Origin of the sequence: Kitasatospora sp. NPDC088160, from assembly GCF_044741445.1 — a bacterium.
Lineage (GTDB): Bacteria > Actinomycetota > Actinomycetes > Streptomycetales > Streptomycetaceae > Kitasatospora.
The window spans coordinates 1-24,382 of record NZ_JBIUSS010000022.1 but is presented as its reverse complement, the minus strand read 5'-3'; the positions used below and the strand labels follow the sequence as shown (position 1 = coordinate 24,382).

Below are 24,382 nucleotides of genomic sequence, written 5' to 3'. Positions count from 1 at the left end.
GCTCACCCCCCCGCCCTCCTTCCCCCCCCCCCCCGGCGCGGGGGGGGCGGGCCGGGGGGGCCCCCGGGCCCCCCGGGCGCCCCCCCCGGGGCGGGGGGGCCCCCCCCCCCCCCCCCCGCCGGCCTTCGTGCTGTTCGCAGTGGAAGAATGGGGCCATGAGCGAGTTCCAGATCCCAGAGCGCCACGCGCGGCTGCTGGCCTACGCGCAGAGCCTGACGCCTCCGGCCGGGTGGAAGATCGAGATCTCCGGCGACGAGATCATCATGATGGCCGGCCCATCGGTGATCCACCAGCGCAACCTGCTGCTCATCCGCGAGCAGTTCGACGCGCGCCGCCCGTCCGACCTGATGCCGAGCGAGAACACCGATCTGGCGTCGCCGAACGTGGGCAAGCTGCGCAACCCCGACCTGACCTACATCCCGATCTCGGTCGTCGAACTGGGCGGCAACGAGGTGCCGGCCGAGGAGGCGGCGATCGCGGTGGAGATCGTCTCGCCGTCGAACCCGGAGAACGACCTGGTCGGCAAGGTGCGCGACTACCCACAGATGCGGATCCCGCTGTACCTGCTGATCGATCCGCGCGAGGGCGACATCACCCTCTACTCCGAGCCCTCCGACGGCGCCTACCGCCAACGCTGGACCGGCAGCTTCGGCGACCGGGTGCCGATCCCCGCCCCCTTCGGCTTCGAGCTCGCCACCGACGGTCTCATCCGTTACCCGGCCTGACCGATCAGGTCGCCCGGCGGCTGCCGCCGGGCGACCCGCACCGCCCGAGGCGGCACCGTCAGAACAGAAACACCCGGAACAGAAACGCCCGGAACGGCACCGCTCAGAACGGGAAGGCGGTGCGCCCGTGCTGGACGGAGATCCACTTCACGGTGGTGAACGCGTCCACCGTGGACTCCCCGTTGAGCCGCCCGATGCCGGAGTTCTTCTCCCCGCCGAACGGCACCGCCGGCTCGTCGGCGATGGTCCCGCCGTTGACGTGGATCATGCCGGTCTCGATCCGGTGCGCGACCCGGACGCCGCGCTCGACGTCGCCGGTGTGCACCGCGCCGCTGAGCCCGAAGGGGCTGTCGTTGGCGAGCCGGACGGCCTCGTCCTCGCCGTCGAAGGGCACCACGAGGACGACCGGGCCGAAGAGTTCGCGTTGGAGGATCGGCGCGTCCTCGGCCAGCCCGGTGAGGACGACGGGCTCCATCAGGCTGCCGACCGTGGTGCCGCGCAGCAGTGCGGTGGCGCCGGCGGCGATGGCCTGGTCGACCTGGGCGGTGATGGTGTCGGCCTGGACGGGGTTGATCAGCGGGCCGATCTGGGTGGCCGGGTCCTTGGGGTCGCCGACGGTGAGCGAGGAGACCTTCGCGACGAACTTGGCGGTGAACTCGGCCTCGACGGAGCGGTCGACGAGGATGCGGTTGGCGGCCATGCAGACCTGGCCCTGGTGGGCGAAGCGGCTGAACACGGCGGCGTCCACGGCGTAGTCGAGGTCGGCGTCGTCGAGCACGATCAGCGCGCTGTTGCCGCCGAGTTCGAGCACGGTGCGCTTGAAGTTGGCGGCGGCGACGGTGGCGACGTGCCGGCCGATCCGGTCGGAGCCGGTGAAGGCGATGACCTTGGGCACCGGGTGCTCGATGAAGGCGTCGCCGATCTCGGCGATGTCGGTGACCACGACGTTGAACAGCCCGGCCGGCAGGCCCGCCTCCTCGAAGAGCCGGGCGATCAGGGTGCCGCCGACGATCGGGGTCTCCTGGTGCGGCTTGAGCACCACGCCGTTGCCGAGTGCGAGGGCGGGGGCGACGGCCTTGATCGAGAGGTACAGCGGGAAGTTGAACGGGCTGATCACGCCGACGACGCCGACCGGCAGCCGGTAGAGGCGGTTCTCCTGGCCCTGCGTGATCGAGGGCAGCAGCCGGCCCTCCAGGCCCAGGGACACCCGCAGGCAGTCCCGCAGCATGTCCTTGACCAGGGAGAGCTCGAAGGCGGCCTTGAGCGCGGTGCCGCCGAGCTCGGCCATGATGGCGCGGGTGATCTCCTCCTCGCGTTCCTCGATCAGGCGCAGCACGCGTTCGAAGACGAGCCGGCGGGCGTAGGGGGTGGTGGCGGCCCACTGCTTCTGGGCCCGCTCGGCGGCCCGGTAGGCCCGGTCGACCTCGGCGATGGTGGCGACGGTGATGGTGGCGAGCTTGTCGCCGGTGTAGGGGTCGACGTCGACGATGTCCCAGGAGCCGCTGCCGCTGCACCATTCGCCGTCGATGTACTGCAGCGCCAACTCGGAGAAGTACGACATCTGATCCCTCTCGTGCCGGTTCGGGGAACGTCGGCGGGCGAGCCGCTACGGCCCGGTCTGATTGGGCATCATCGTACTGACGTCTCAGAGCTCTTGGCGTACGGAGTACAGGAGCTGCCGGGTCTGTTCGGGGTCGAGGCTGTCGGCGAGCAGCCCTTCCATGGCGTGGCGGTACTCGGCGACCTCGGCCGGCTTGTCGAGGTAGAGCGCGGTGGTGAACTGTTCGACGTAGACGACGTCGGCGAGTTCGGGTTCGGCGAAGCCGAGTACGGTGAAGGCGCCGCTCTCGGCGCTCAGTCCGGCGCAGCCCAGCGGCAGCACCCGGAGCCGGACGTTGGGCAGTTCGCCGAGTTCCAGCAGCCGGTCGATCTGGTTGCGCATCAGCTCGGGGCCGCCCCAGGGGCGGCGCAGCGCGGCCTCGTCAAGGATCGCGAGCAGGCGGGGGCCGCTCTCGGCGGTGAGCAGGGCCTGGCGTTTGAGCCGGACCTCGACGCGGCGTTCGATCTCGCCGGGGTCGGTGACGTGGCCGCCGGCGGCGATGACGGCGCGGGCGTAGTCGGCGGTCTGGAGCAGCCCGTGGACGAACTGGACCTCGTAGCTGCGGATCTCGGCGACGGCTTCTTCCAGGCCGACGTAGTTCTGGAACCAGGCGGGCAGCACGTCGCCGTACTCGTGCCACCAGGAGGTGGCGTTGGCGTCCCGGACGAGTCCGAGGACGGTGGCGCGCTCCTGCTCGGCCTCGACGCCGTACAGGGTGAGCAGGTCGGCGACGTCGCGTTCCTTGAAGCCGACCCGGCCGAGTTCCATCCGGCTGATCTTGGACTCGGAGGCGCGGATCGAGTAGCCGGCCTCCTCGCGGCTGACGCCCCTGGCCTCGCGGAGCTTGCGCAGCTGGGTGCCGAGCAGCAGGCGCCGTACCGTGGCGCCTCCGCTTGTCTGAGTCGTGCTCATCGCGTCAACCTCCGCACTCGCGCAGCAGCCCCCCGGCCGTCGGCGGCAGTCTGCCACCTGGTACCGACGAACAACAGTCCGTCCGGTCAGGCCCTCCCGCGCGGCGTCCGGAACGGGCCTACGGTAGACCCAAGTCCTGGGAAATGTCTGAGAGTTGACACGGCCCTTGACGGGCCTGCCCTCTTCGGGGTAAGGCGGCGGACCGCCCGGGGGAACGCGACGGCGCCCGCCCTCCAACTGGTCGGGGAAGAGGGCAGGCGCCAGGAGACCGCGTTGGCCCGGCGACGCTGGCGGGGGCAGCGGGTTGAGCTCCCGGCGATGCGGCACCGGGGGTTCAGGGGGGCCGGTCGGCCCGTCAGACGACCAGCGGGCGGTCGGTGGGACGGATCGGGGCCGGCAGTGGGGTCTTGCCGCCGAGGTACTTGTCCACCGCGGCTGCGGCCGAGCGGCCTTCCGCGATGGCCCAGACGATCAGCGACTGACCGCGGCCGGCGTCTCCGCAGACGTACACGCCATCGACATTGGTGGCGAACCGGCCGTCGCGGCCAATGTTACCGCGCGCGTCCAGGTCCACGCCGAGCTGCTCGACCAGGCCGTTGCGGACGTCGGTGCCGGTGAAGCCCATGGCCAGGGTGACGAGCTGCGCCGGGATGGCCCGCTCGGTGCCGGGGACGGGCTCGAAGCGGCCGTCCTTGAACTCGACCTCGACGAGGTGCAGCTCCTGGACGTTGCCGATCGTCTGTCCCTCTTCGGGGGCGGAGCCGGTGAAGTGGGTGGTGTTCACGGAGTAGATCCGCTCGCCGCCCTCCTCGTGCGCGGAGGTGACCTTGTAGGTCATCGGCATGGTCGGCCAGGGCTGGTGGCCGGGGCGCTCCTCGGAGGGCCGCGGCATGATCTCCAGCTGGGTGACGGAGGCCGCGCCCTGGCGGTGGGCGGTGCCGACGCAGTCGGCGCCGGTGTCGCCGCCGCCGATGACGACGACGTGCTTGCCCTTGGCGCTGATCGGCGACTCGACGAAGTCGCCCTCCTGCACCTTGTTGGCCAGCGGCAGGTACTCCATGGCCTGGTGGACGCCCTTGAGCTCGCGCCCGGGCACCGCCAGGTCGCGCGCGGTGGTGGCGCCGGCGGCGACGACGACGGCGTCGAAGCGCTCGCGCAGCTGCTGGCCGGTGATGTCCTCGCCGACGTGCACGCCGGTGCGGAAGCGGGTGCCCTCCGCGCGCATCTGCTCGACGCGGCGGTTGATGTGGCGCTTCTCCATCTTGAACTCGGGGATGCCGTAGCGCAGCAGGCCGCCGACGCGGTCGGCGCGCTCGTACACGACGACGGTGTGCCCGGCCCGGGTGAGCTGCTGGGCGACGGCCAGGCCGGCCGGGCCGGAGCCGACGACGGCGACGGTCTTGCCGGACAGCCGCTCCGGGACCTGCGGCGTGACGCCGCCGCGGTCCCAGGCCTTGTCGATGATGGTGACCTCGACGTTCTTGATGGTCACCGCGTCCTGGTTGATGCCGAGCACGCAGGCCGACTCGCAGGGCGCCGGGCAGAGGCGGCCGGTGAACTCCGGGAAGTTGTTGGTCGCGTGCAGCCGCTCGATCGCGCCGACGAAGTCGTCCCGGTAGGCGAGGTCGTTCCACTCGGGGATGAGGTTCCCGAGCGGGCAGCCGTTGTGGCAGAACGGGATGCCGCAGTCCATGCAGCGGCCGGCCTGCTCGGTGATGATCGGCAGGAGGCTGCGCTCGACGTAGACCTCGTTCCAGTCCCGCAGGCGCACGTCGACGGGGCGCCGCTCGGCCAGCTGCTTGGGCGTGGTCAGGAAGCCCTTGGGGTCAGCCATTAGCCGCCTCCATCATCTTGCGAGTGGTCTCGGCCTCGGAGAGGCCATCGCGCTCAGCGGCGTCCTTGGCGGCGAGCACTGCCTTGTAGTCGGTCGGCATGATCGTGGAGAAGCGGGAGACCCCGCTGCCCCAGTCGGCCAGGAGTTCGGCGGCGACGGTGGAGCCGGTCTCCTCGTAGTGCTGCTGCACGGTCTCGCGCAGCCAGTCGCGGTCGGCGGCGGAGGGGGCCTCGATGCCCACCAGGCCGTCGTTGACGTTCGCGGGGCGCAGGTCCAGGACGTAGGCGATGCCGCCGGACATGCCGGCCGCCAGGTTGCGCCCGGTCTCGCCGAGGATGACGACCCGGCCGCCGGTCATGTACTCCAGGCCGTGGTCGCCCACGCCCTCGACGACCAGGGTGGCGCCGGAGTTGCGGACGGCGAAGCGCTCGCCGGCCTTGCCGCGCAGGTGGATCCGGCCGGAGGTGGCGCCGTAGCCGATGGTGTTGCCGGCGATGACGTGGTTCTGCGCGTCGTTGCCGATGGCCGCGGCGTCGCGGGCCGGGCGGACGATCACGACACCGCCGGAGAGGCCCTTGCCGACGTAGTCGTTGGCGTCGCCCTCCAGCCGCAGGGTCACGCCGCGCGGCACGAAGGCGCCGAAGGACTGCCCGGCGGAGCCGGTGAAGGTGACGTCGATGGTGCCCTCGGGCAGGCCCTCGCCGCGGTAGCGCTTGGTCACCTCGTGGCCGAGCATGGTGCCGACGGTGCGGTTGACGTTGCGGATCGGCAGCTGGATGCGGACGGTCTCGCCGCGCTCCAGGGCGTCCTCGGCGAGCGTGATCAGCTGGTTGTCCAGGGCCTTGTCGAGCGCGTGGTCCTGGGAGGTGGTGCGGTGGCGGGCCGCGCCCTCGGGCAGCTGCGGGACGTGGAAGAGCGGGGCCAGGTCGAGCCCGGCGGCCTTCCAGTGGTCGACGGCGGCGGCGGCGTTGATGTGCTCGGCGTGGCCGACGGCCTCCTCGATCGTGCGGAAGCCCAGCTCGGCGAGGATCTCCCGAACCTCCTCGGCGATGAACTCGAAGAAGTTGACCACGAACTCGGGCTTGCCGGAGAAGCGCTCGCGCAGCACCGGGTTCTGGGTGGCGACGCCGACCGGGCAGGTGTCCAGGTGGCAGACGCGCATCATGATGCAGCCGGAGACGACCAGCGGCGCGGTGGCGAAGCCGAACTCCTCGGCGCCGAGCAGCGCGGCGATGACGACGTCGCGGCCGGTCTTGAGCTGGCCGTCGGTCTGCACGACGATGCGGTCGCGCAGGCCGTTGAGCAGCAGGGTCTGCTGGGTCTCGGCGAGGCCGAGCTCCCAGGGGCCGCCCGCGTGCTTCAGCGAGGTCAGCGGGGAGGCGCCGGTACCGCCGTCGTGCCCGGAGACCAGCACCACGTCGGCGTGCGCCTTGGAGACGCCCGCGGCGACCGTGCCGACGCCGACCTCGGACACCAGCTTCACGTGGATGCGGGCGGCCGGGTTGGCGTTCTTGAGGTCGTGGATGAGCTGCGCCAGGTCCTCGATCGAGTAGATGTCGTGGTGCGGCGGCGGCGAGATCAGGCCGACACCCGGGGTGGAGTGCCGGGTCTTGGCGACCCACGGGTAGACCTTGTGGCCGGGCAGCTGGCCGCCCTCGCCGGGCTTGGCGCCCTGGGCCATCTTGATCTGGATGTCGTCGGCGTTGACCAGGTACTCGGAGGTGACGCCGAAGCGGCCGGAGGCGACCTGCTTGATGGCCGAGCGGCGCTGCGGGTCGTACAGGCGGTCCGGGTCCTCGCCGCCCTCGCCGGTGTTGGACTTGCCGCCGAGGCGGTTCATCGCGATGGCGAGGGTCTCGTGCGCCTCCAGGGAGATGGAGCCGTACGACATGGCGCCGGTGGAGAAGCGCTTGACGATCTCGGAGACCGGCTCGACCTCCTCGACCGGGATCGGGGTCCGGCCGAGGGCGTCCAGCTGGAACAGGCCGCGCAGCGTCATCAGGCGGGTGGACTGCTCGTTCACCCGGTCCGTGTACTGCTTGAAGATGTCGTACCGGCGGTTGCGGGTGGAGTGCTGGAGCCGGAAGACGGTGTCCGGGTCGAACAGGTGCGGTTCGCCCTCGCGGCGCCACTGGTACTCGCCGCCGATCTCCAGCGCGCGGTGCGCGGCCGGGATGCCGGAGGCCGGGTAGGCCTTGGCGTGGCGGGCGGCGGTCTCCTTGGCGAGCTCCTCCAGGCCGATGCCGCCGAGCTTGGTGGTGGTGCCGGCGAAGTAGCCGTCGACCAGCTCCTGGGAGAGGCCGATGGCCTCGAAGACCTGGGCGCCGCGGTAGGAGGCGACGGTCGAGATGCCCATCTTGGACATGACCTTGAGCACGCCCTTGCCGAGCGCCTTGATCAGGTTCTTGATGGCCTTCTCGGGCTCGACGCCCTGGATGAACACCTTCTGGGCGACGAGGTCCTCGACGGACTCCATGGCCAGGTACGGGTTGACGGCGCCGGCGCCGTAGCCGATCAGCAGCGCGACGTGGTGCACCTCGCGGACGTCGCCGGCCTCGACCAGCAGCGACACCTGGGTGCGCTGCTTGGTGCGGATGAGGTGGTGGTGGATCGCGGAGGTGAGCAGCAGCGAGGGGATCGGGGCGTGCTCGGCGTCGGAGTGCCGGTCGGAGAGCACGACGATCCGGGCGCCGTCGGCGATCGCGGCGTCGGCCTCGGCGGCGATCTCGGCCAGCCGGGCGGCCAGGCCCTGGCCGCCGGCGGCGACCTTGTAGAGGCCGGAGAGCGTGACGGCCTTGAGGCCGGGCTGGTCGCCGTCGTGGTTGATGTGGACGAGCTTGGCCAGCTCGTCGTTGTCGATCACCGGGAAGGTGATGCCGACCGAGCGGCAGGCGGCGGCCTCGGCGGCCAGCAGGTTGCCCTCGGGGCCGAGGTTGCTGAGCAGCGAGGTGACGAGCTCCTCGCGGATGGCGTCCAGCGGCGGGTTGGTGACCTGCGCGAAGAGCTGGACGAAGTAGTCGAAGAGCAGGCGCGGCTTCTCGCTGAGCGCGGCGATCGGCGAGTCGGTGCCCATCGAGCCGAGCGCCTCGCCGCCGGTCTTGGCCATCGGCGCGAGGATGACCCGCAGCTCCTCCTCGGTGTAGCCGAAGGTCTGCTGGCGGCGGGTGACCGAGGCGTGGGTGTGGAAGATGTGCTCGCGCTCGGGCAGCTTGGCGAGCTGGATCTGCCCGGCGGCGACCCACTCCGCGTAGGGGTGCTCGGCGGCGAGGGAGGACTTGATCTCCTCGTCCCCGACGATGCGGCCCTCGGCGGTGTCGACGAGGAACATCCGGCCGGGCTGGAGGCGGCCCTTCTTGGCGACCTTCTCCTGGTCGATGTCGAGCACGCCGACCTCGGAGGAGAGGACGACGAGGCCGTCCTCGGTGATCCAGTAGCGGGCCGGGCGCAGGCCGTTGCGGTCGAGCACGGCGCCGATCTGGGTGCCGTCGGTGAAGGTGACGCAGGCCGGGCCGTCCCAGGGCTCCATCAGGTTGGAGTGGTACTGGTAGAAGGCCCGGCGGGCCGGGTCCATGGTGGCGTGGTTCTCCCACGCCTCCGGGATCATCATCAGCACCGAGTGCGGCAGCGAGCGGCCGCCGAGGTGGAGCAGCTCCAGGACCTCGTCGAAGGAGGCGGAGTCGGAGTGCTCCGGGGTGCAGACCGGGAAGATCCGCTCCAGGCCCCGGCCGTTGCGGTCGGCGGGGATGAGGTCGGTGGCGAGCTGGGACTCGCGGGCGCTCATCCAGTTGCGGTTGCCCTTGACCGTGTTGATCTCGCCGTTGTGGGCGACGAAGCGGTACGGGTGGGCGAGCGGCCAGCTCGGGAAGGTGTTGGTGGAGAAGCGCGAGTGCACCAGGCCGACGGCGGAGGCGTAGGAGCGGTCCGACAGGTCGGGGAAGAAGGGCTCCAGCTGGCCGGTGGTCAGCATGCCCTTGTAGACGATGGTGCGCGCGGACAGCGACGGGAAGTAGACCCCGACCTCGCGCTCGGAGCGCTTGCGGACGACGAAGGCGGTCCGGTCGAGCTCGATCCCGGCCAGGCCCTCCTTGGCGAGGAAGAGCTGCCGGAAGCGCGGCATGACGCCGCGGGCGGTGGCGCCGAGCAGGTCCGGGGTGACGGGGACGTCGCGCCAGCCGAGGACGGTGAGGTCCTCCTCGGCCGCGATGGCCTCGATCCGGGCGACGGCGTCCGCGTCGGCGGCGTCCGCGTCGGGCAGGAAGGCGATGCCGACCGCGTAGGAGCCGGCGGCGGGGAGCTCGAAGTCGACCTTGCCGCGCAGGAAGGCGTCCGGGATCTGGGTGAGGATGCCGGCGCCGTCACCGGAGTCCGGCTCGGCGCCGGTGGCGCCGCGGTGCTCCAGGTTGCGCAGGACGGTCAGCGCCTGTTCGACGATGGTGTGGTCGGCGATGCCGGTCAGCGTGGCGACGAAACCGACGCCGCAGGCGTCGTGCTCGTTTCGCGGGTCGTACAGGCCCTGAGCGGTAGGTCGCGCATCCGGAACGAGCGCGTACGGCTGGCGGGCTGCGCCGGCCTGGGGCTCGTTGGCGGAGTGCATGGATGCAGGCAGCATCGGCTCTCCCGTCGTCGTCTTTCGGCTGTGTGGTGCAAGGAGGGACGACGTTGGCCCTGATGCGATTTCGTGCAAGTTACATGATGCCCAAGATCCCGGGAAGTGGAATATCTCGTCCACATGGCGGACTGATCCGCAGGTCAAGGGGGGAATGAGAGGACGCGCCACAATGCGCGTCCCCTCGATTGTGCCCGGCGGTCGGCCGCCTGAAACAGGGGCGAAACCCGATCGCCACACGGGACGATCAAGGACGCCTGTGAATCGATCCCGAGGGATCACCCACGGATGCGAATCCTCGGCCCCGAGGCCCGAATGGTGAGACTAGGCCAGGCACCACCCGGCAGCCGTGTGCGGAACGTCACGCACTTCCCGGCATAGTCATGCACTCCTCCGGGTCGTCACACACGCCGGCCGACGGCCCAGGCGCCCCGGTGCCTAGCCGACGTGCCCGCCGATCAGCCACCCCAGCAGGTACGTCACCCCGGCCGCCGCCCCGCCCAGCACCAGCTGCCGCAGCCCGCTGAACCACCAGCTGCGCGCCGTCACCCGCGCCACCACCGCGCCGCACAGGAACAGCCCCACCACCGACAGCAGCAGCGCCGGCACCAGCGAGGTCGCCCCCAGCAGGTACGGCAGCAGCGGCAGCAGCGCGCCCACCGCGAAGCAGACGAAGGACGACCCGGCGGCCACCCACGGTGACGGCAGGTCGTTCGGGTCGATGCCCAGCTCCTCCCGGGCGTGGATCTCCAGGGCCTGGTCCGGATTGGCGGACAGCTGCCGGGCCACCTCGTGGGCGAGGTCCGGCTCCACCCCGCGGGCGATGTACAGCTGCGCCAGCTCGGCCAGCTCGCCGTGCGGGTTGCGGCTCAGCTCCAGCCGCTCGGCCTCGATCTCGGCCTGCACCAGCTCGGCCTGCGAGGCCACCGAGGTGTACTCCCCCGCCGCCATCGAGCAGGCGCCGGCCGCCAGCCCGGCGAGCCCGGTCAGCACCACCGTGCCGCTGGACACCGAGCCGCCGACCACGCCGGTCATCAGCGCGAAGTTGGAGACCAGGCCGTCCATCGCCCCGAACACGGCGGGCCGCAGCCAGCCTCCGTTCACGTCCCGGTGGTGCCCGGCAGCGGGTATGCGGGGGTGGTGCCCGGCCTCGGGCTCCAGGGTGGTCGCGCTCACGGCAGTTCCCCTCCGTTCGATTCGTCTGCCCCGACCGTAGACCGTCTGACCTGCGCATTTCCAGCAAAGTAAGGCTGTCCGAACAGCGCTTCGGCCGCCCTGCGCGAGCATCGCGCGGGCGGCCGAAGCGGGGGTAACTCCCAGGTCAGGTCAGGTTCTTGGCATTCTTGTCGGCGCTCTCGACGGCTTCGGAGGCTGCCTCCGCGTCCGCCTTTTCGTCCGTGGACTGAGACAGTTCGGCGGTCTCACCGGCCCCGGCGACCTTCTCGGACGGCGCGGGCTTCCCGGCGGCCTTCTCCGCCGAAGCCGCCTTGCCGGCCTTCTCGGCCTTCTCGGCCCTGCCCGACTTCTCGGACACCGCGGCCTTGCCGGACACCGCGGCCTTCTCGGACGCCGCCGCCTTGTCGGACGGGCCCCGCGCCTCGCCCTCCTCGTCGGCCAGCGGGTCGATGCTCGCCGGGTCCTCCCGGCCGGGCCGCTTCTTGCCGACGACCACCAGGTAGACCACGGCGCCGATGAACACCACGATCGACGTCCAGTCGTTCAGCCGCAGGCCGAAGTAGACGTGCGCCTCGTCGATCCGCAGCCACTCGGTCCAGAACCGGCCCACCGTGTACGCGGCCACGTACAGCGCGAAGGCCCGCCCGTGCCCCAGCTTGAAGCGGCGGTCGGCCCAGATGACCAGCAGCGCGACCCCGACGCACCAGATCGACTCGTACAGGAAGGTCGGGTGGTAGACGCCCTTGACGACCTCGCCGCCCGGCAGCGTCTTGTCGATCTCCAGGCCCCACGGCAGCGTGGTCGGCCGGCCGTACAGCTCCTGGTTGAAGTAGTTGCCCCAGCGGCCCATCGCCTGCGCGAGCGCGATGCCCGGCGCGATGGCGTCCGCGTACGCGGGCAGCGGCACGCCCCGGCGGCGGCAGCCGATCCAGGCCCCGACCGCGCCGAGCGCGACGGCGCCCCAGATGCCGAGGCCGCCCTCCCAGATCTTGAAGGCGTTCCAGGGGTTCTTGCCGGCCCCGAAGTACAGCTGGTGGTCGGTGATCACGTGGTACAGCCGGCCGCCGACCAGGCCGAAGGGCACGGCCCAGACGGCGATGTCGCCGACCGTGTGCTTGGCACCGCCCCGGGCGACCCAGCGCTTGCTGCCGAGCCAGACGGCCACGACGACACCGAGGATGATGCAGAAGGCGTAGGCGCGCAGCGGGACCGGTCCGAGGTACAGGACGCCCCGCGACGGGCTGGGAATGTAGGCGATATCCATGGCGGTTCCGACGCTACAGGGTCTGCGGCCCCTGCTGGGCACCCCCGGGGTCACAGATACCGAACAACGGGCACCGGGAACGGCGCCGCCGCCCCCTCCGGACGGGGAGGAGACGGCGGCGGTCACCCGGCGGTGTGCGGGGCTCAGCCCGCGGTCGGCGACGGGTTGTTGGCCTCCGAGGCGGTGCTGGTGGGCGCCGGGGTCTGCCCGTTGGAGCCCGCGGTGCCCAGCTGCTTGCCCTGGTTGGCGGCGTCGACCCACTTCACCAGGTTCGCCGGGGTGATCTCCTCGGCGCCGTTCTTGGGGTAGATCGGCTGGCCGTTGAGCAGCACGGTCGGGGTGGACTTGTAGCTGGACTTGTCGAAGTCCTGCTGCACGGACGACACCCATCCGCCGTACTTGTTGTCGTTGACGCAGGCCTGGAAGGCGGGCGTGTCGAGACCGTTGACCTGCTTGGCGAGGTTGATCAGGACGGCCTTGTCGCCGAAGGCGTCGCTGGTCTCGTCCGGCTGGTTGCGGTACAGCACGTCGTGGAAGTCCCGGAAGTGCCCGGCGTCCTGGGCGCAGGCCAGCGCGTTGGCGCCGGCCTTGGAGCCCTTGCCCGGGACGGCCCGGTCGATGAACGACACGATGTGGTAGTTGGTGTAGATCTTGCCGGCGTCTTCCAGCTGGTCGACGGTCGAGGAGAACTCGCGCTCGAAGATCCCGCAGGCCGGGCAGCGCGGGTCCTCGTAGACGGTGAGGACGGCCGGGGCGTTGGCCGAGCCGGCCGGGATGACCAGGTTCTTGTCGCCGATCGTCCCGGCGGGGGCGGCGACCGGGGTCTCCGGCTTGGAGCGCTGGTTCTGCACCACGACGCCGGTGACCACGGCGGCGGCGATCACCACGAGCACCGCGCCGCCCACCAACAGCTTCTTCCTGCGCCTGGACGTGGCCTCGTCGGCCGCCCGCTGCTCCAGCATCCGCTCGCGGGCGGTGCGCTTGCCTTCTCGGTTCTTCTCGCTCATTGCCTTGACATCCACAATCGGGGAGGGCCTTCGTGGGGTGGGGTGGGGGTGCGGCGGGGCCGGCCGGTCAGCTCGCCAGCCAGCCGTCCGCCGAGAACCTGGTGCGGGGCCGCCACAGCAGCCACCCGGCCAGCAGGAGGAACCCGGTGTCGCGCAGGATCTCCTGGAGGTACTCGGTCTGCGAGGCGTCGACGTGCCCGCCGCCGCCGAAGCAGCCGCAGTCGATCGAGATGCCGCGCGCCCAGGCGGTGGCGATCCCGGCGATGAAGGTGAGCAGCAGCAGCGCGGAGACGCCGGCGACGATCCGGACGCCGAGGCCGATCACCAGCAGCAGGGCGAGCGCCAGCTCCAGGAAGGGCAGGGCGTAGCCGACCGGCTTGACCAGGCCCTCGGGCAGGATCTCGTAGGCGCGGACGGCCTGGGCGGCCTCCGCCGGGTCGGCGATCTTGGCCAGGCCGGCCCAGCCCCAGACCACCGCGAGGCCGAGCCGGACGACGGTGCCCAGCCACGGACTCCAGGCCTGCACCGGCCGCCGGGCGGGCGGCGCGGGCGCCGTGTCACCGGGCTGCGCTGCCGGGCCGGCCATCAGGGAACCCCCCTCGGGAAACTCGTTCACTTCCTGATGAACCGTAAGGGATGAAGGGCGGTTCCTCCATATTCAGGAATTAAGCCGGATGGGTGACGTCTGGTGATGGTGTGTCCGAATCCGGCGAACGTCCGTTCAGGGGCGGGTGACCGGGCGGGAGGCCGGGCGGGCGCCCCCGGTCGATCAGGTCGGCGCGGCCCTCAGGAGCGGCAGCCGGGCGGGCGGCCGGGGTCGAACAGGTCGGCGCGGCCCTCGTGGTGCGGGTGGGCTGCCCGCTCGGCGGCGTCCCAGCGGGCCGCCTCGGCGCAGGCGTACGCGTCCCGCACGGCCCGCTCGGCACCGCGCTTGGCCAGCGCCTGCCCCACCTCGGTGTGCGCTCCGACGGCGGCGCCGAGCGCCAGCGCGGCGGCGGCCGCCCGCAGCAGAACGGCCCGATGGAGACCCGGCACCGGCTCACTCCTTCGCTCGCTCGGCAACCCCCGTGCACCTCGTTCGTGCACTCGTCCCTCCACTCAACGCCGGTCAACCCCGCCTGATGCGTGTGCCCGTAGCTGTTCACCCGTTCGGGGCCGCGCGAGCGCCGCCGCCCGGCGAGCCGGGCGCACACAAGCGCGACGGCCCGCCGCCCCCGGGGGGAGCGACGGGCCGTCAGGTGGTACGAGGGTCAGCGCCGACGGACGCCCGCCGCCAGCTCGCCGGCCAGGGCGCGCACCGCGTCCAGCGCGGCCGCCTCGTCGTCGCCGGCCTCCAGGATCCGCTTCACGAACGCGGAGCCCACGATCACGCCGTCGGCGAAGCCCGCCACCTCGGCGGCCTGCTCGGGGGTGGAGACGCCGAGGCCGACGCAGACCGGCAGGTCGGTGGTGGCCCGGGTGCGGGCGACCAGGTCCTCGGCAAGCGAACCGACCTGGGCGCGGGTCCCGGTCACGCCCATCACGGCGGCCGCGTAGACGAAGCCGCTGCCGGCCGCGGTGACCTCGGCCAGGCGCGGGTCCTTGCTGCTGGGGGCGACCACGAACACGGTGTCCAGCCCGTGCTCGTCCGCCGCCTTGCGCCACTCCTCGGACTCCTCCACCGGCAGGTCCGGCAGGATGCAGCCGGCGCCGCCCGCGGCCGCGAGGTCGGCGGCGAAGCGCGCGGTGCCGTAGCGGTCGACCGGGTTCCAGTACGTCATCACCAGCACCGCCGCCTCGGGGTGCGCGGTGGCGACCTCCTGGACGGTGCGCAGCACGTCCTTGATCCGCACGCCGCCGCGCAGCGCGATGTCGTCGGCGGTCTGGATGACGGCGCCGTCCAGGACCGGGTCGGAGTGCGGCAGGCCGACCTCGACGATGTCGCAGCCGCCCTCGATCAGCGCGTTGATCGCCCGGATGCCGCCGTCGACGGTCGGGAAGCCGCCCGGCAGGTAGCCGATCAGCGCGGCGCGGTCCTCGGCCTTGGCTGCCGCCAGGATGCCACTGAGCTTCGATGCCATGGTCACTTACCCCCGTGGGCCGCGTCGTGGGCCGAACCGCCGGCCGGCTCGTCGTACAGGCCGAAGTACTCGGCCGCGGTGTGCATGTCCTTGTCGCCGCGCCCGGAGAGCGAGACCAGGATGGTGGCCTCGGGCCCGAGCTCGCGGCCCAGCTCCAGGGCGCCGGCCAGCGCGTGGGCGCTCTCGATGGCCGGGATGATGCCCTCGGTGCGGGACAGCAGCCGCAGCGCCTGCATGGCGGCGTCGTCGGTGACGGGGCGGTACTCGGCCCGTCCGGTGTCCTTCAGCCAGGCGTGCTCCGGGCCGACGCCCGGGTAGTCGAGGCCGGCGGAGATGGAGTGCGACTCGATGGTCTGGCCGTCCTCGTCCTGGAGGACGTAGGTGCGCGAGCCGTGCAGCACGCCGGGGTCGCCCTTGGTGAGGGTGGCGGCGTGCTTGGGAGTGTCGGCGCCCTCGCCGGCGGCCTCGCAGCCGATCAGGCGCACGCCGGCGTCGGGGATGAACTCGTGGAAGATGCCCATCGCGTTGGAGCCGCCGCCGACGCAGGCGACGACGGCGTCGGGCAGCCGCCCGGTGCGGTCGAGCACCTGCTGGCGGGCCTCGACGCCGATGACCCGGTGGAAGTCGCGGACCATCATCGGGAAGGGGTGCGGGCCGGCCACGGTGCCGAACAGGTAGTGGGTGGAGTCCACGTTGGCGACCCAGTCGCGGAACGCCTCGTTGATGGCGTCCTTGAGGGTGCGGCTGCCGGAGGTGACGGACACCACCTCGGCGCCGAGCATCCGCATCCGGGCGACGTTCAGCGCCTGGCGCTGGGTGTCGACCTCGCCCATGTAGATGGTGCAGTCGAAGCCGAACAGGGCGCAGGCGGTGGCGGTGGCCACGCCGTGCTGGCCGGCGCCGGTCTCGGCGATGATCCGGGTCTTGCCCATCCGCCGGGTGAGCAGGGCCTGGCCCAGCACGTTGTTGATCTTGTGCGAGCCGGTGTGGTTGAGGTCCTCGCGCTTGAGCAGGACGCGCGCGCCGCCCGCCTCGGCGGAGAAGCGGTGCACGTCGGTCAGCGGGCTCGGGCGGCCGGTGTAGTCCTTGAGCAGGCCGTCGAGTTCGGCGGCGAAGGCCGGGTCGGCCTTGGCCTTCTCGTACTCCTCGGCGACCTGCTCGACTGCGGCGACCAGCGCCTCGGGGATGAAGCGGCCGCCGTAGGCACCGAAGTAGCCTCGGGCGTCCGGCACCTGGGCGCCGGGCAGGTAGTCCTTCGCGGACTTTTCGGACATGGTGGAGTCCTTTGGGAGATGACGACAGGGACGTCTCGTGGCTGGGCTCAGCCGGATGTCCGTCGCCATCGGCGGCCCGGCACCTGCCCGGGCTCGCAGCCGATCACGTAGCGCACCCGCCGCCCCAGCACCCGGCGTGCGGGCGCGCGGCAGCCGCGCGGGCGGCAACCGGGGGCGAGGCGGGTGGCGATCTTCATGTCGGCGGGTCAGTCCTTGTGCCGGACGGCGGGGTGGGCGCCGGCCGCGACCAGGTCGGCGACCGCGGCGCGCGGGTCCTTGCCGGTCACCAGGGACTCGCCGACCAGGACGGCGTCGGCGCCCAGGTTGGCGTAGGAGATCACGTCCAGCGGGCCGCGCACGCCGGACTCGGCGATCTTGACGACGCTGTCCGGGATGGCGTGGACGACGTTGCCGAAGGTGTTGCGGTCCACCTCAAGGGTCTTGAGGTTGCGGGCGTTGACGCCGATGATCCGCGCCCCGGCGTCCACCGCGCGCTTGATCTCCTCCTCGTCGTGCACCTCGACCAGCGGGGTGAGGCCGATCGACTCGGCCCGCTCGATCAGCGACACCAGGGCCGACTGGTCGAGGGCGGCGACGATCAGCAGCGCGAGGTCGGCGCCGTGCGCGCGGGCCTCCCACAACTGGTAGGCGGTGACGATGAAGTCCTTGCGCAGCAGCGGGGTGTCCACCGCCGCGCGGACGGCGTCCAGGTCGGCCAGCGAGCCGCCGAAGCGGCGCTGCTCGGTGAGCACGCTGATCGCGGCGGCGCCGCCGGCCGCGTAGTCGCCCGCCAGGGCGGCCGGGTCGGCGATCGCGGCCAGCGCGCCCTTGGACGGGCTGGAGCGCTTCACCTCGCAGATCACCCGGACCCCGTCGCCCTTGAGCGCGGCGACGCCGTCCTTGGCCTCGGGGGCCTTGGCGGCGAGTTCCTTCAGCTGGTCCAGGGAGACCCGGGCCTGCCGTTCGGCGAGGTCCTCACGGACCCCCTCGATGATCGTGTCGAGCACACTCATGCGCACACCTCGCTTCGCTCAGCAGGCGCTGCGCGCAACACGCACCTGTCAATGGTTCGCTCGCTCACGCGAAGTGCCCCCAACATTTCTGTTCGTTCGCCGGCGACGAGCCGTCCGGGCGGTGGCCCGGCGGCACTTCGATGGTATCGGCACCCGGGGGCGCGGGGCGCATCCGCCCGGTGTGCGTCTCGCGTGCCGGACGCCCCCCTGGGCGGCTCCCAACTGCGGTTTCACCGGTTCTCCGGCACCGCCCGGACGTGCGGTGCGGACCAAGTGGACCGATGTACGGGCCCCGCTGTGGACCGGTGCGCCAGCCCGCGCGGGTCGCTACCCGTCGACGCGGGCGATCAAACCAGCAGGGGCGCCAGCCCCGCCCCGACGGGCAGGTTGCGCACCACCGTGAACACCAGCAACAGCAGGAGGACCAGCACCCAGCGCCGGGCCCCGAGCGGGGCCCTGGGCCGCGGCCCGCCGCCGGTCAGCGCGGCCCAGGCCCAGCGCAGCCACAGCAGCGCCAGGACGCCGAACAGCAGGACGGCCGCGGCGTTGTCGTGCAGCGCGCCGGTGAAGTCCCCGTGGGCCAGCCCGTGGACGCAGCGCAGCCCCCCGCAGCCGGGGCACCACCAGCCGGTGGCGGCCAGGAAGGGGCAGTCGGGGTAGTGCCCGGGGGTGTTCGGGTCCACCGCGGCGACGTAGACGGCGGGGACGGCCACCGCCGCCAGCGCGGCCAGCGGCGGACCCAGCCGGCGCAGGACGGGCGGCAGGGCGGAGGTGGTGGAGGCGGAGGTCACGCCCCGATTCTGCCCGGGCCTGGCCCGGACAGAACGAAACGGCGGGCGTGGCGCGCCCGCCGTTCGGTACTGCTACGAGTCGGTACTGCCGCGAGTCGTACTCCTGCGAGTCGTACTGCTGCGAGGAGTCCGTCGTCAGGCGGCGACGGCGGCCCGGGCCGCGCGCTGCTCCTCGTGCGAGGTGTACACGTTGGCGCTCGGCTGCTGGCCCATGCCCGCCATCGACATGGCCTTGCCGACCACACCGCCGGCCAGGATGACCGCGATGCCGGCCCAGACCAGCATCACCGACGGGAGGATCATCGCGACCCCCGCGATCCCGAAACCGATGAACGTGATGGTCACGCCGGTCCAGGCGGCGGTGGTGTGACCGTGTGCTGCTGCTGCCATCTGAGTGGTGCTCCTAGCCTCTCGGGGCCCGGCCGGGCCTGCGGGGCCGCCGGCGGGTTGACGGGTTCCATTGTGCCGGGCCACACACCGGCGGCCCAAAGCGGGTGGCGGGTCTATCGCGTCACACCGGCGCCGGGGCCCGTTGAGGGCTGCTGAGGCCCGCTGAGGCCCGCTGAGGCCCGAAGCCCGGGCCCGGCGCTCAAGGCCGGCGCTCAAGGCCGGCGCTCAGACCCCGCGCTCAGACCGTGGTCGGGTCCTCGCCCCGGTCCAGCGCCTTCCACAGGTCGGCCGGGGTGTCGCTCTTCGCCGGGGCCTTGCGGGTGGGCGCCTCGTAGCGGCTGCCCATGGCCGGCCAGCTCCGGCCGTAGCGGAGGGTGAGCAGCCCGGCGACGGCCAGCAGCAGCCCGCCGGCCAGCGCCACCCAGGGCCAGCCGGTGTGGCCGACCTCGGTGGCCGCCGAGCCGGACAGCGCCAGCTTGCGGGCCGCCTCGGCGTCCAGCGCGGCGGTGTCCCCGGCGCCCGCGGCCGAGGCGGCGGCCGCGCCGAGGCCCGCCAGCAGGGTCAGCGCGCCGACCGCGAGCCGGCCCGCGCCGCGCACCGCGAACACCGCGACGGCCGCCGCGAGCCCCACCAGGGCGAGCCCGCCCGGGAGTTCGGAGATCGCGCCGCCGGAGACGGACACCGCCAGGGTGCCGGCCCGGCCCTCGGCCCAGACCCGGCCGACGGCGGTCAGCACCAGCACGGCGCTCAGCACGGTCAGCAGGAGCATCACGCCGAGCGTCCGGCGGCCCGACGCGGGGGCCGGCGGGGCGGGTACGGGGGTCTGGTCAGGTGCGCTCACCCGTCCACTATCCCCCGCCCGGCGTCCGGCCCCGCACCCGGGGTGGGCGGCCCGGCCGGGAACTCGTCCGTCCGCAGCACCAGCGTCCGCCCGGCGAGCGGCAGGAAGAGATCGTTGCCGAACGGCACCCGCTCCGCCTCCCGGTACCCGTCGTCGACGGACGGCGCGGTGTGCACGGTGCAGGCCGCCGCCGCCGGGTCGACCACCACGTACAGCGGGATCCCGCTGCGCGCGTACGCCAGCGCCGCCGCGGCCAGGTGCGACCGGGCCACCTCCAGGACGGCCTCGACGGCGCCCTGGGGGTACCGGCCCCGGCCGTCGGGCTCCGCCCCCGGGGCGGTCACCGTCAGGTCGGGGATCAGGTCGGGGGCCCCGGCCGGGGCGTCGATCACGGCGCCGGACAGCACCCGGCCGTGCCCGCCCAACTGGTCCTCGATCTGGGCGGCCGCATCGAGCACCACCACCCGCCGCAGTTCGTCGGGCGACACCTCGGACATCCCGGCCGCCTCCCTCGACGACTGACGACACTGACGACTTACGACAGTTCCGGCGTCCGCAGCGTATTGGCGGTGGCGACGGCCCGCAGCACGGCGGCCGCCTTGTTGCGGCACTCGGTGTCCTCCCCGTGCGGGTCGGAGTCCGCGACCACGCCCGCGCCGGCCTGCACGAAGGCGGTGCCGTCGCGCAGCACGGCGGTGCGGATCGCGATCGCGGTGTCGGAGTCCCCGGCGAAGTCCAGGTAGCCGACGCAGCCGCCGTACAGGCCGCGGCGGGTGGGCTCCAGCTCCTCGATGATCCGCATCGCGCGGGGCTTGGGCGCGCCGGAGAGGGTACCGGCCGGGAAGCAGGCGGTCAGCACGTCGAAGGCGGTCCGTCCGGGCGCCACCCGGCCGGTGACGGTGGAGACGATGTGCATCACGTGGCTGTAGCGCTCGATGTGCATGAAGTCGACCACCTCCACGCTGCCCGGCTCGCAGACCCGGCCCAGGTCGTTGCGGCCCAGGTCGACCAGCATCAGGTGCTCGGCCCGCTCCTTGGGGTCGGCGAGCAGCTCGGCGGCCAGCGCCGCGTCCTCGTGCGGGGTGGCGCCGCGGTGCCTCGTCCCGGCGATCGGGTGCACCATCGCCTCGCCGCCGGTCACCTTGACCAGCGCCTCCGGGCTGGAGCCGACCACGTCGAAGCCGCCCTCGGCGGTGCCGTCCGGCCCCGGGAAGCGGAACAGGTACATGTACGGGCTGGGGTTGGTGGTGCGCAGCACGCGGTAGACGTCCAGCGCCGAGGCCGGGCAGGGCGCCTCGAAGCGCTGCGAAGGGACGACCTGGAAGGCCTCGCCGGCCCGGATCCGCTCCTTGACCACCTCCACCGCCGCCCGGTACGGCGCGCCGCCGAACGGGGAGCGGGCCTCGCCCGGCCCGGCCGGGGTGAAGGTGGCCAGGCCCGGGTCGACCGGCTTGAGCAGGTCGGCCTCCATGGCGTCCAGCCGGGCCACCGCGTCCGCGTAGGCCTCGTCCACGCCGCTGGCGAGGTCGTTGTGGTTGACGGCGTTGGCGATCAGCAGCACCGTGCCGTCGACGTGGTCGAGCACGGCGAGGTCGGTGGCGAGCAGCATGGTCAGCTCGGGCAGCCGCAGGTCGTCCGGGTTGAGGTCGGGCAGCTTCTCCAGCCGGCGGACGACGTCGTAGCCCAGGTAGCCGACCAGGCCGCCGGTGAGCGGCGGCAGGCCGTCGTCGTCGCGGCGCGGGGTGTGCAGCGCCTCCAGCGCGGCGCGCAGCACCTGCAAGGGGTCGCCGCCGGTCGGGATGCCGACCGGCGGGCTGCCCAGCCAGCGGGCCTCGCCGTCCTCCCCGACGGTGAGGACGGCGGCGCTGCGGACGCCGACGAAGGAGTAGCGCGACCAGCTGCGGCCCTGCTCGGCGGACTCCAGCAGGAAGGTGCCGGGCCGCTCCTCGGCGAGGCTGCGGTACAGGCCGATCGGGGTGAGACCGTCCGCGAGGAGCCTGCGGGTGACCGGGATGACCCGGGTGTCGACGGCGAGCTTGCGGAAGGCTTCGAGATCCATGGCGAGCGGCACCTTCTGGAGTTCCGGCAGGAGGAGTGGGCGGAGGGGTCAGGCGAGCGGGAGCACGTCGGCGTCGAAGCAGGTGCGGTCGCCGGTGTGGCAGGCGGCACCGGTCTGGTCGACCTTCACCAGCAGGGTGTCGCCGTCGCAGTCCAGCGCCACCGACTTGACCGCCTGGGCGTGGCCGGAGGTGTCGCCCTTCACCCAGTACTCGCGGCGGCTGCGGCTCCAGTAGGTACAGCGGCCGGTGGTGAGCGTGCGGTGCAGCGCCTCGTCGTCCATCCAGCCCAGCATCAGCACCTCGCCGGTGTCGTACTGCTGCGCGATCGCCGGGAGCAGGCCGTCCTCGGTGCGCTTGAGGCGCGCGGCGATCTCGGGGGCCAGGGCGGTGGTGCCGGGGGTGGCGGGTGTGGTGGACATGGGGCCATTGTTGCAGTCCGGCCCGCCGCCCCGGCGCGGCCTGTGCCCCTGTGCGGTGTGCCCCTACTCGGTGCGCTCACAACCGCCGGGCCGGATCCGTACCGCGGGGAGCCTGGCCCGGGAGCCTGTCCGGCCCCACCCCGAACATCGCCGTAAAGGGGTGATTTCGGCCAACCGCCTGCCGGGCGGGCCCCGCGTGGGCCATCCTCATGGCCATGACCTCCGAGCAGCAGCCGCCCGCAGCCGCCGACTCCCGCCCGTCCCGGGGCCTGGTCCTCGCCGTCGTGGCCGTCCTGGCCGTGCTGCTCGCGGTGGTGGCCACCGTCCTGCTCTGGCCGGAGGAGCGCAAGCCCGCCGCCGCGCCGCCCCCGCCGACCCCCACGGCCACCCCGACCCCGACGCCCACGCCGACACCCACCCCGACCAAGGCCCCGCCGTACGCCTTCTTCCCGGTCGGCGCCTGCTTCGACCACCCGCAGCTCAGCCCGGTGATCACCAAGGCCGAGGAGCGCCCCTGCACCGGCGAGCACGACGGCCAGGTGATCGCCGACCTGAAACTGGCCGACGGCCTGACCGGCGAGATCCCGATCGCGCTCGCCATGCGCGAGGGCTGCAAGGAGGCCGAGGCCGCCGCCAAGGCCCGCCAGAACGACGGGAAGACGTACTACGGCCGCCAGTTCGGCCCCGCCCAGGCCAACTACCAGCAGGGCTGGCGGGACTACACCTGCACCCTGACCGCTGGCAACAAGCAGGGCGGCCCCAAGCTCACCGGCAACCTGCGCTGACAGCCTCTATCGTGGCGCCATGTCGAACCACGCCCTCGCCGAACGCCACCGCCTCGCCGCACTCCTGGCCGCCGCCGGGCCGGACGCCCCCACCCTCTGCGCCGGGTGGACCACCCGCGACCTCGCCGCCCACCTGGTGGTCCGCGAGCACCGCCCGGACGCGGCGGCCGGACTGCTGATCGGCGCCCTCGCCGACCGGGCCCGCCGGGTGCAGTCCGCGTACGCCGAGCGCCCGTACGAGGAGCTGCTGAAGCTCTTCCGCTCCGGCCCGCCGGTGCTCTCCCCGTTCGCCCTGCCCGGCGCCGACGAGGCCGCGAACACCGTCGAGTACTACGTGCACGCCGAGGACGTCCTGCGGGCCGCCGACGACTGGACCCCCGCCCCGGTCCCCGCCGGCCGCGCCGAAGCCCTGTGGCGCCGACTGCCCCTGCTGGCCCGCCTGGAAGCCGGCCGCCGCTCCCCCGTCCGGCTGGTGCTGAGCCGCCCCGACGGCCAGTCCCTCACCGTCGGCCCCACCGGCTCCCCCACCGTCCAACTCACCGGCGAACCGGGCGACCTGGTCCTCTTCACCTACGGCCGCGGCACCCACACCACCCTCACCGTCGACGGCTCCCCCGACGCCCTCGAAGCCCTCCGCCACGTCCTGCCACTACCCGCGAAGTAAAAAAGAGAGAAATGGTGTGCCGCCCCTCCTTCACCAGGTGGAGCGGCACCGGATTCGGTCAACAGCGGTGCCCCCTTGGAAGGCCAAGGGGGCACCGCAACGAAAACATCAGCCGACCCCAGCAGAGGGCACCCTTCGAGCACGTGCATTCTCGATCAGCGCCGTGCAGGCGCGGGGCTGATCGAGACCGAGCGCTCGACGAGCCAGGACCCACACCATCCACCCGGCTTCTGAGATGCTGTCGTTCCGTCGAAAGGGGCCTCAGCGATGCAGTGGAAGATCCACGGGGAACGTCCGGTCTACGAGAACCCCTGGGTGAACCTGTGGCTCGCCGACGTCGAGCAGCCCGACGGACGCCGCTGGGAACACCATGTGGTCAAGCTGCGGCACCTCGCGGTGGCCGCCGTCGTGAACAGCGAGAAGCAGGTCCTCATGATGTGGCGGCACCGCTTCATCACCGACACCTGGGCCTGGGAGCTCCCGATGGGGCTGATCGAGCCCGACGAGACCCCGGCGGAGGCAGCAGCCCGGGAGGCGCTGGAGGAGACCGGCTGGAAGGTCGGCGAGGTCAAACCGCTGATCTACGCCCAGCCGGCGAACGGCATCACGGACTCCGAGCACTTCGTCTTCCGAGCCGATGCGGTCGAGTACACGGGGCCGCCCACCGAGCGCAACGAGTCCGACCGGATCGAATGGATTCCCCTGTCCGCGCTGCGCGGCATGGTCGACCGCCGCGAGATCGTCAGCAGCGGCACGCTCGTGGGCGTGCTCTACCTGCTGCTGGACGAGGCCGGTCTCTGATCACCTGGCCATGCCGGTGATCCGGTCGACCAGATCCACGACCGAGGCGCTGCCGCGGTAGGGCCCTAGGCAGTGTCGTCAAAGTGATCTTGGCTAGTGGATCATGGTGTGGTGATACGTCGCCATGAACTCTCCGATGCCGAGTGGGGCTTGGTGGAGC

At 72.5% G+C, this 24,382-nt stretch carries 23 protein-coding genes; 4 read left to right on the top strand and 19 right to left on the bottom strand.

What is annotated here, in order from left to right:
- Positions 1–155: 155 nt before the first annotated feature.
- Complete coding sequence (locus ACIOGZ_RS30230; protein ID WP_400988441.1) at positions 156–725, top strand: Uma2 family endonuclease; 570 nt, start codon at positions 156–158, stop codon at positions 723–725.
- A gap of 103 nt (positions 726–828) precedes the next feature.
- Here ACIOGZ_RS30230 and ACIOGZ_RS30225 read toward each other — a convergent pair whose 3' ends face one another.
- The 19 genes from ACIOGZ_RS30225 to hisI all read right to left on the bottom strand — a co-directional run bounded on the left by ACIOGZ_RS30225 (position 829) and on the right by hisI (position 21,972).
- Positions 829–2,286: an aldehyde dehydrogenase family protein gene (locus ACIOGZ_RS30225; protein WP_363582786.1), complete on the bottom strand. Its 1,458-nt coding sequence runs from the start codon at positions 2,284–2,286 to the stop codon at positions 829–831.
- 84 nt (positions 2,287–2,370) lie between these two features.
- The gene (locus ACIOGZ_RS30220) at positions 2,371–3,237 is read right to left on the bottom strand and encodes a helix-turn-helix transcriptional regulator (protein WP_363368552.1); all 867 of its coding nucleotides are present in this window, start codon (positions 3,235–3,237) and stop codon (positions 2,371–2,373) included.
- A gap of 355 nt (positions 3,238–3,592) precedes the next feature.
- On the bottom strand, positions 3,593–5,071 hold the full coding sequence (locus ACIOGZ_RS30215) for a glutamate synthase subunit beta (RefSeq protein ID WP_400988439.1): 1,479 nt from the start codon (positions 5,069–5,071) through the stop codon (positions 3,593–3,595).
- Positions 5,064–9,665, bottom strand: a complete 4,602-nt coding sequence (gene gltB, locus ACIOGZ_RS30210; protein ID WP_400988530.1) for a glutamate synthase large subunit — start codon at positions 9,663–9,665, stop codon at positions 5,064–5,066. The genes ACIOGZ_RS30215 and gltB overlap by 8 nt, the downstream gene beginning before the upstream one ends.
- Before the next feature lie 450 nt (positions 9,666–10,115).
- Entirely contained in the window at positions 10,116–10,838 is a 723-nt protein-coding gene (locus ACIOGZ_RS30205; protein ID WP_363583022.1) for a VIT1/CCC1 transporter family protein, read from the bottom strand.
- A gap of 160 nt (positions 10,839–10,998) precedes the next feature.
- On the bottom strand, positions 10,999–12,117 hold the full coding sequence (lgt, locus tag ACIOGZ_RS30200) for a prolipoprotein diacylglyceryl transferase (protein WP_363582790.1): 1,119 nt from the start codon (positions 12,115–12,117) through the stop codon (positions 10,999–11,001).
- 143 nt (positions 12,118–12,260) lie between these two features.
- On the bottom strand, positions 12,261–13,124 hold the full coding sequence (locus ACIOGZ_RS30195; RefSeq protein WP_363582792.1) for a thioredoxin domain-containing protein: 864 nt from the start codon (positions 13,122–13,124) through the stop codon (positions 12,261–12,263).
- 67 nt (positions 13,125–13,191) lie between these two features.
- The gene (locus tag ACIOGZ_RS30190) at positions 13,192–13,710 is read right to left on the bottom strand and encodes a MauE/DoxX family redox-associated membrane protein (RefSeq protein ID WP_363582794.1); all 519 of its coding nucleotides are present in this window, start codon (positions 13,708–13,710) and stop codon (positions 13,192–13,194) included.
- Positions 13,711–13,910: 200 nt separating this feature from the next.
- Positions 13,911–14,159, bottom strand: coding sequence for a hypothetical protein (locus ACIOGZ_RS30185; protein ID WP_350885697.1), 249 nt, complete (start codon positions 14,157–14,159; stop codon positions 13,911–13,913).
- A gap of 215 nt (positions 14,160–14,374) precedes the next feature.
- On the bottom strand, positions 14,375–15,184 hold the full coding sequence (gene trpA / locus ACIOGZ_RS30180) for a tryptophan synthase subunit alpha (RefSeq protein ID WP_363582796.1): 810 nt from the start codon (positions 15,182–15,184) through the stop codon (positions 14,375–14,377).
- A 2-nt stretch (positions 15,185–15,186) separates the two neighbouring features.
- Positions 15,187–16,458: a tryptophan synthase subunit beta gene (gene trpB / locus ACIOGZ_RS30175; protein ID WP_363582798.1), complete on the bottom strand. Its 1,272-nt coding sequence runs from the start codon at positions 16,456–16,458 to the stop codon at positions 15,187–15,189.
- Between the two features lie 47 nt (positions 16,459–16,505).
- The gene (gene trpM, locus ACIOGZ_RS30170) at positions 16,506–16,655 is read right to left on the bottom strand and encodes a tryptophan biosynthesis modulator TrpM (RefSeq protein WP_167745855.1); all 150 of its coding nucleotides are present in this window, start codon (positions 16,653–16,655) and stop codon (positions 16,506–16,508) included.
- A 9-nt stretch (positions 16,656–16,664) separates the two neighbouring features.
- Complete coding sequence (gene trpC / locus ACIOGZ_RS30165; protein WP_363618933.1) at positions 16,665–17,471, bottom strand: indole-3-glycerol phosphate synthase TrpC; 807 nt, start codon at positions 17,469–17,471, stop codon at positions 16,665–16,667.
- A gap of 347 nt (positions 17,472–17,818) precedes the next feature.
- Positions 17,819–18,262, bottom strand: coding sequence for a DUF2752 domain-containing protein (locus tag ACIOGZ_RS30160; RefSeq protein ID WP_400333242.1), 444 nt, complete (start codon positions 18,260–18,262; stop codon positions 17,819–17,821).
- A 135-nt stretch (positions 18,263–18,397) separates the two neighbouring features.
- On the bottom strand, positions 18,398–18,652 hold the full coding sequence (locus tag ACIOGZ_RS30155) for an HGxxPAAW family protein (protein WP_380334098.1): 255 nt from the start codon (positions 18,650–18,652) through the stop codon (positions 18,398–18,400).
- Between the two features lie 238 nt (positions 18,653–18,890).
- Positions 18,891–19,493: a TIGR02234 family membrane protein gene (locus ACIOGZ_RS30150; protein ID WP_371516596.1), complete on the bottom strand. Its 603-nt coding sequence runs from the start codon at positions 19,491–19,493 to the stop codon at positions 18,891–18,893.
- Entirely contained in the window at positions 19,490–19,990 is a 501-nt protein-coding gene (locus tag ACIOGZ_RS30145) for a Uma2 family endonuclease (protein ID WP_363582806.1), read from the bottom strand. The genes ACIOGZ_RS30150 and ACIOGZ_RS30145 overlap by 4 nt, the downstream gene beginning before the upstream one ends.
- 38 nt (positions 19,991–20,028) lie before the next feature.
- The gene (locus tag ACIOGZ_RS30140) at positions 20,029–21,552 is read right to left on the bottom strand and encodes an anthranilate synthase component I (RefSeq protein WP_400988435.1); all 1,524 of its coding nucleotides are present in this window, start codon (positions 21,550–21,552) and stop codon (positions 20,029–20,031) included.
- A 48-nt stretch (positions 21,553–21,600) separates the two neighbouring features.
- On the bottom strand, positions 21,601–21,972 hold the full coding sequence (hisI, locus tag ACIOGZ_RS30135; protein WP_063347172.1) for a phosphoribosyl-AMP cyclohydrolase: 372 nt from the start codon (positions 21,970–21,972) through the stop codon (positions 21,601–21,603).
- A 215-nt stretch (positions 21,973–22,187) separates the two neighbouring features.
- On the opposite strand from hisI, the gene ACIOGZ_RS30130 reads away from it, so the two are divergent.
- The 3 genes from ACIOGZ_RS30130 (at position 22,188) to ACIOGZ_RS30120 (ending at position 24,222) form a co-directional block, all read left to right on the top strand.
- Positions 22,188–22,757, top strand: a complete 570-nt coding sequence (locus ACIOGZ_RS30130) for a hypothetical protein (RefSeq protein WP_400333247.1) — start codon at positions 22,188–22,190, stop codon at positions 22,755–22,757.
- A gap of 19 nt (positions 22,758–22,776) precedes the next feature.
- On the top strand, positions 22,777–23,421 hold the full coding sequence (locus ACIOGZ_RS30125; RefSeq protein ID WP_400988433.1) for a TIGR03085 family metal-binding protein: 645 nt from the start codon (positions 22,777–22,779) through the stop codon (positions 23,419–23,421).
- A 267-nt stretch (positions 23,422–23,688) separates the two neighbouring features.
- On the top strand, positions 23,689–24,222 hold the full coding sequence (locus ACIOGZ_RS30120; RefSeq protein ID WP_400988432.1) for an NUDIX domain-containing protein: 534 nt from the start codon (positions 23,689–23,691) through the stop codon (positions 24,220–24,222).
- Positions 24,223–24,382: the final 160 nt, after the last annotated feature.

What these genes read in the sequence shown, in the direction of transcription:
- ACIOGZ_RS30230 (WP_400988441.1), top strand. Translation starts at nt 156, where the DNA reads ATGAGCGAGTTCCAGATCCCAGAGCGCCACGCGCGGCTGCTGGCCTAC.
- ACIOGZ_RS30225 (WP_363582786.1), bottom strand. Translation starts at nt 2,286, where the DNA reads ATGTCGTACTTCTCCGAGTTGGCGCTGCAGTACATCGACGGCGAATGG.
- ACIOGZ_RS30220 (WP_363368552.1), bottom strand. Translation starts at nt 3,237, where the DNA reads ATGAGCACGACTCAGACAAGCGGAGGCGCCACGGTACGGCGCCTGCTG.
- ACIOGZ_RS30215 (WP_400988439.1), bottom strand. Translation starts at nt 5,071, where the DNA reads ATGGCTGACCCCAAGGGCTTCCTGACCACGCCCAAGCAGCTGGCCGAG.
- gltB (WP_400988530.1), bottom strand. Translation starts at nt 9,665, where the DNA reads ATGCACTCCGCCAACGAGCCCCAGGCCGGCGCAGCCCGCCAGCCGTAC.
- lgt (WP_363582790.1), bottom strand. Translation starts at nt 12,117, where the DNA reads ATGGATATCGCCTACATTCCCAGCCCGTCGCGGGGCGTCCTGTACCTC.
- ACIOGZ_RS30195 (WP_363582792.1), bottom strand. Translation starts at nt 13,124, where the DNA reads ATGAGCGAGAAGAACCGAGAAGGCAAGCGCACCGCCCGCGAGCGGATG.
- ACIOGZ_RS30190 (WP_363582794.1), bottom strand. Translation starts at nt 13,710, where the DNA reads ATGGCCGGCCCGGCAGCGCAGCCCGGTGACACGGCGCCCGCGCCGCCC.
- trpA (WP_363582796.1), bottom strand. Translation starts at nt 15,184, where the DNA reads ATGGCATCGAAGCTCAGTGGCATCCTGGCGGCAGCCAAGGCCGAGGAC.
- trpB (WP_363582798.1), bottom strand. Translation starts at nt 16,458, where the DNA reads ATGTCCGAAAAGTCCGCGAAGGACTACCTGCCCGGCGCCCAGGTGCCG.
- trpM (WP_167745855.1), bottom strand. Translation starts at nt 16,655, where the DNA reads ATGAAGATCGCCACCCGCCTCGCCCCCGGTTGCCGCCCGCGCGGCTGC.
- trpC (WP_363618933.1), bottom strand. Translation starts at nt 17,471, where the DNA reads ATGAGTGTGCTCGACACGATCATCGAGGGGGTCCGTGAGGACCTCGCC.
- ACIOGZ_RS30155 (WP_380334098.1), bottom strand. Translation starts at nt 18,652, where the DNA reads ATGGCAGCAGCAGCACACGGTCACACCACCGCCGCCTGGACCGGCGTG.
- ACIOGZ_RS30145 (WP_363582806.1), bottom strand. Translation starts at nt 19,990, where the DNA reads ATGTCCGAGGTGTCGCCCGACGAACTGCGGCGGGTGGTGGTGCTCGAT.
- ACIOGZ_RS30140 (WP_400988435.1), bottom strand. Translation starts at nt 21,552, where the DNA reads ATGGATCTCGAAGCCTTCCGCAAGCTCGCCGTCGACACCCGGGTCATC.
- hisI (WP_063347172.1), bottom strand. Translation starts at nt 21,972, where the DNA reads ATGTCCACCACACCCGCCACCCCCGGCACCACCGCCCTGGCCCCCGAG.
- ACIOGZ_RS30130 (WP_400333247.1), top strand. Translation starts at nt 22,188, where the DNA reads ATGACCTCCGAGCAGCAGCCGCCCGCAGCCGCCGACTCCCGCCCGTCC.
- ACIOGZ_RS30125 (WP_400988433.1), top strand. Translation starts at nt 22,777, where the DNA reads ATGTCGAACCACGCCCTCGCCGAACGCCACCGCCTCGCCGCACTCCTG.
- ACIOGZ_RS30120 (WP_400988432.1), top strand. Translation starts at nt 23,689, where the DNA reads ATGCAGTGGAAGATCCACGGGGAACGTCCGGTCTACGAGAACCCCTGG.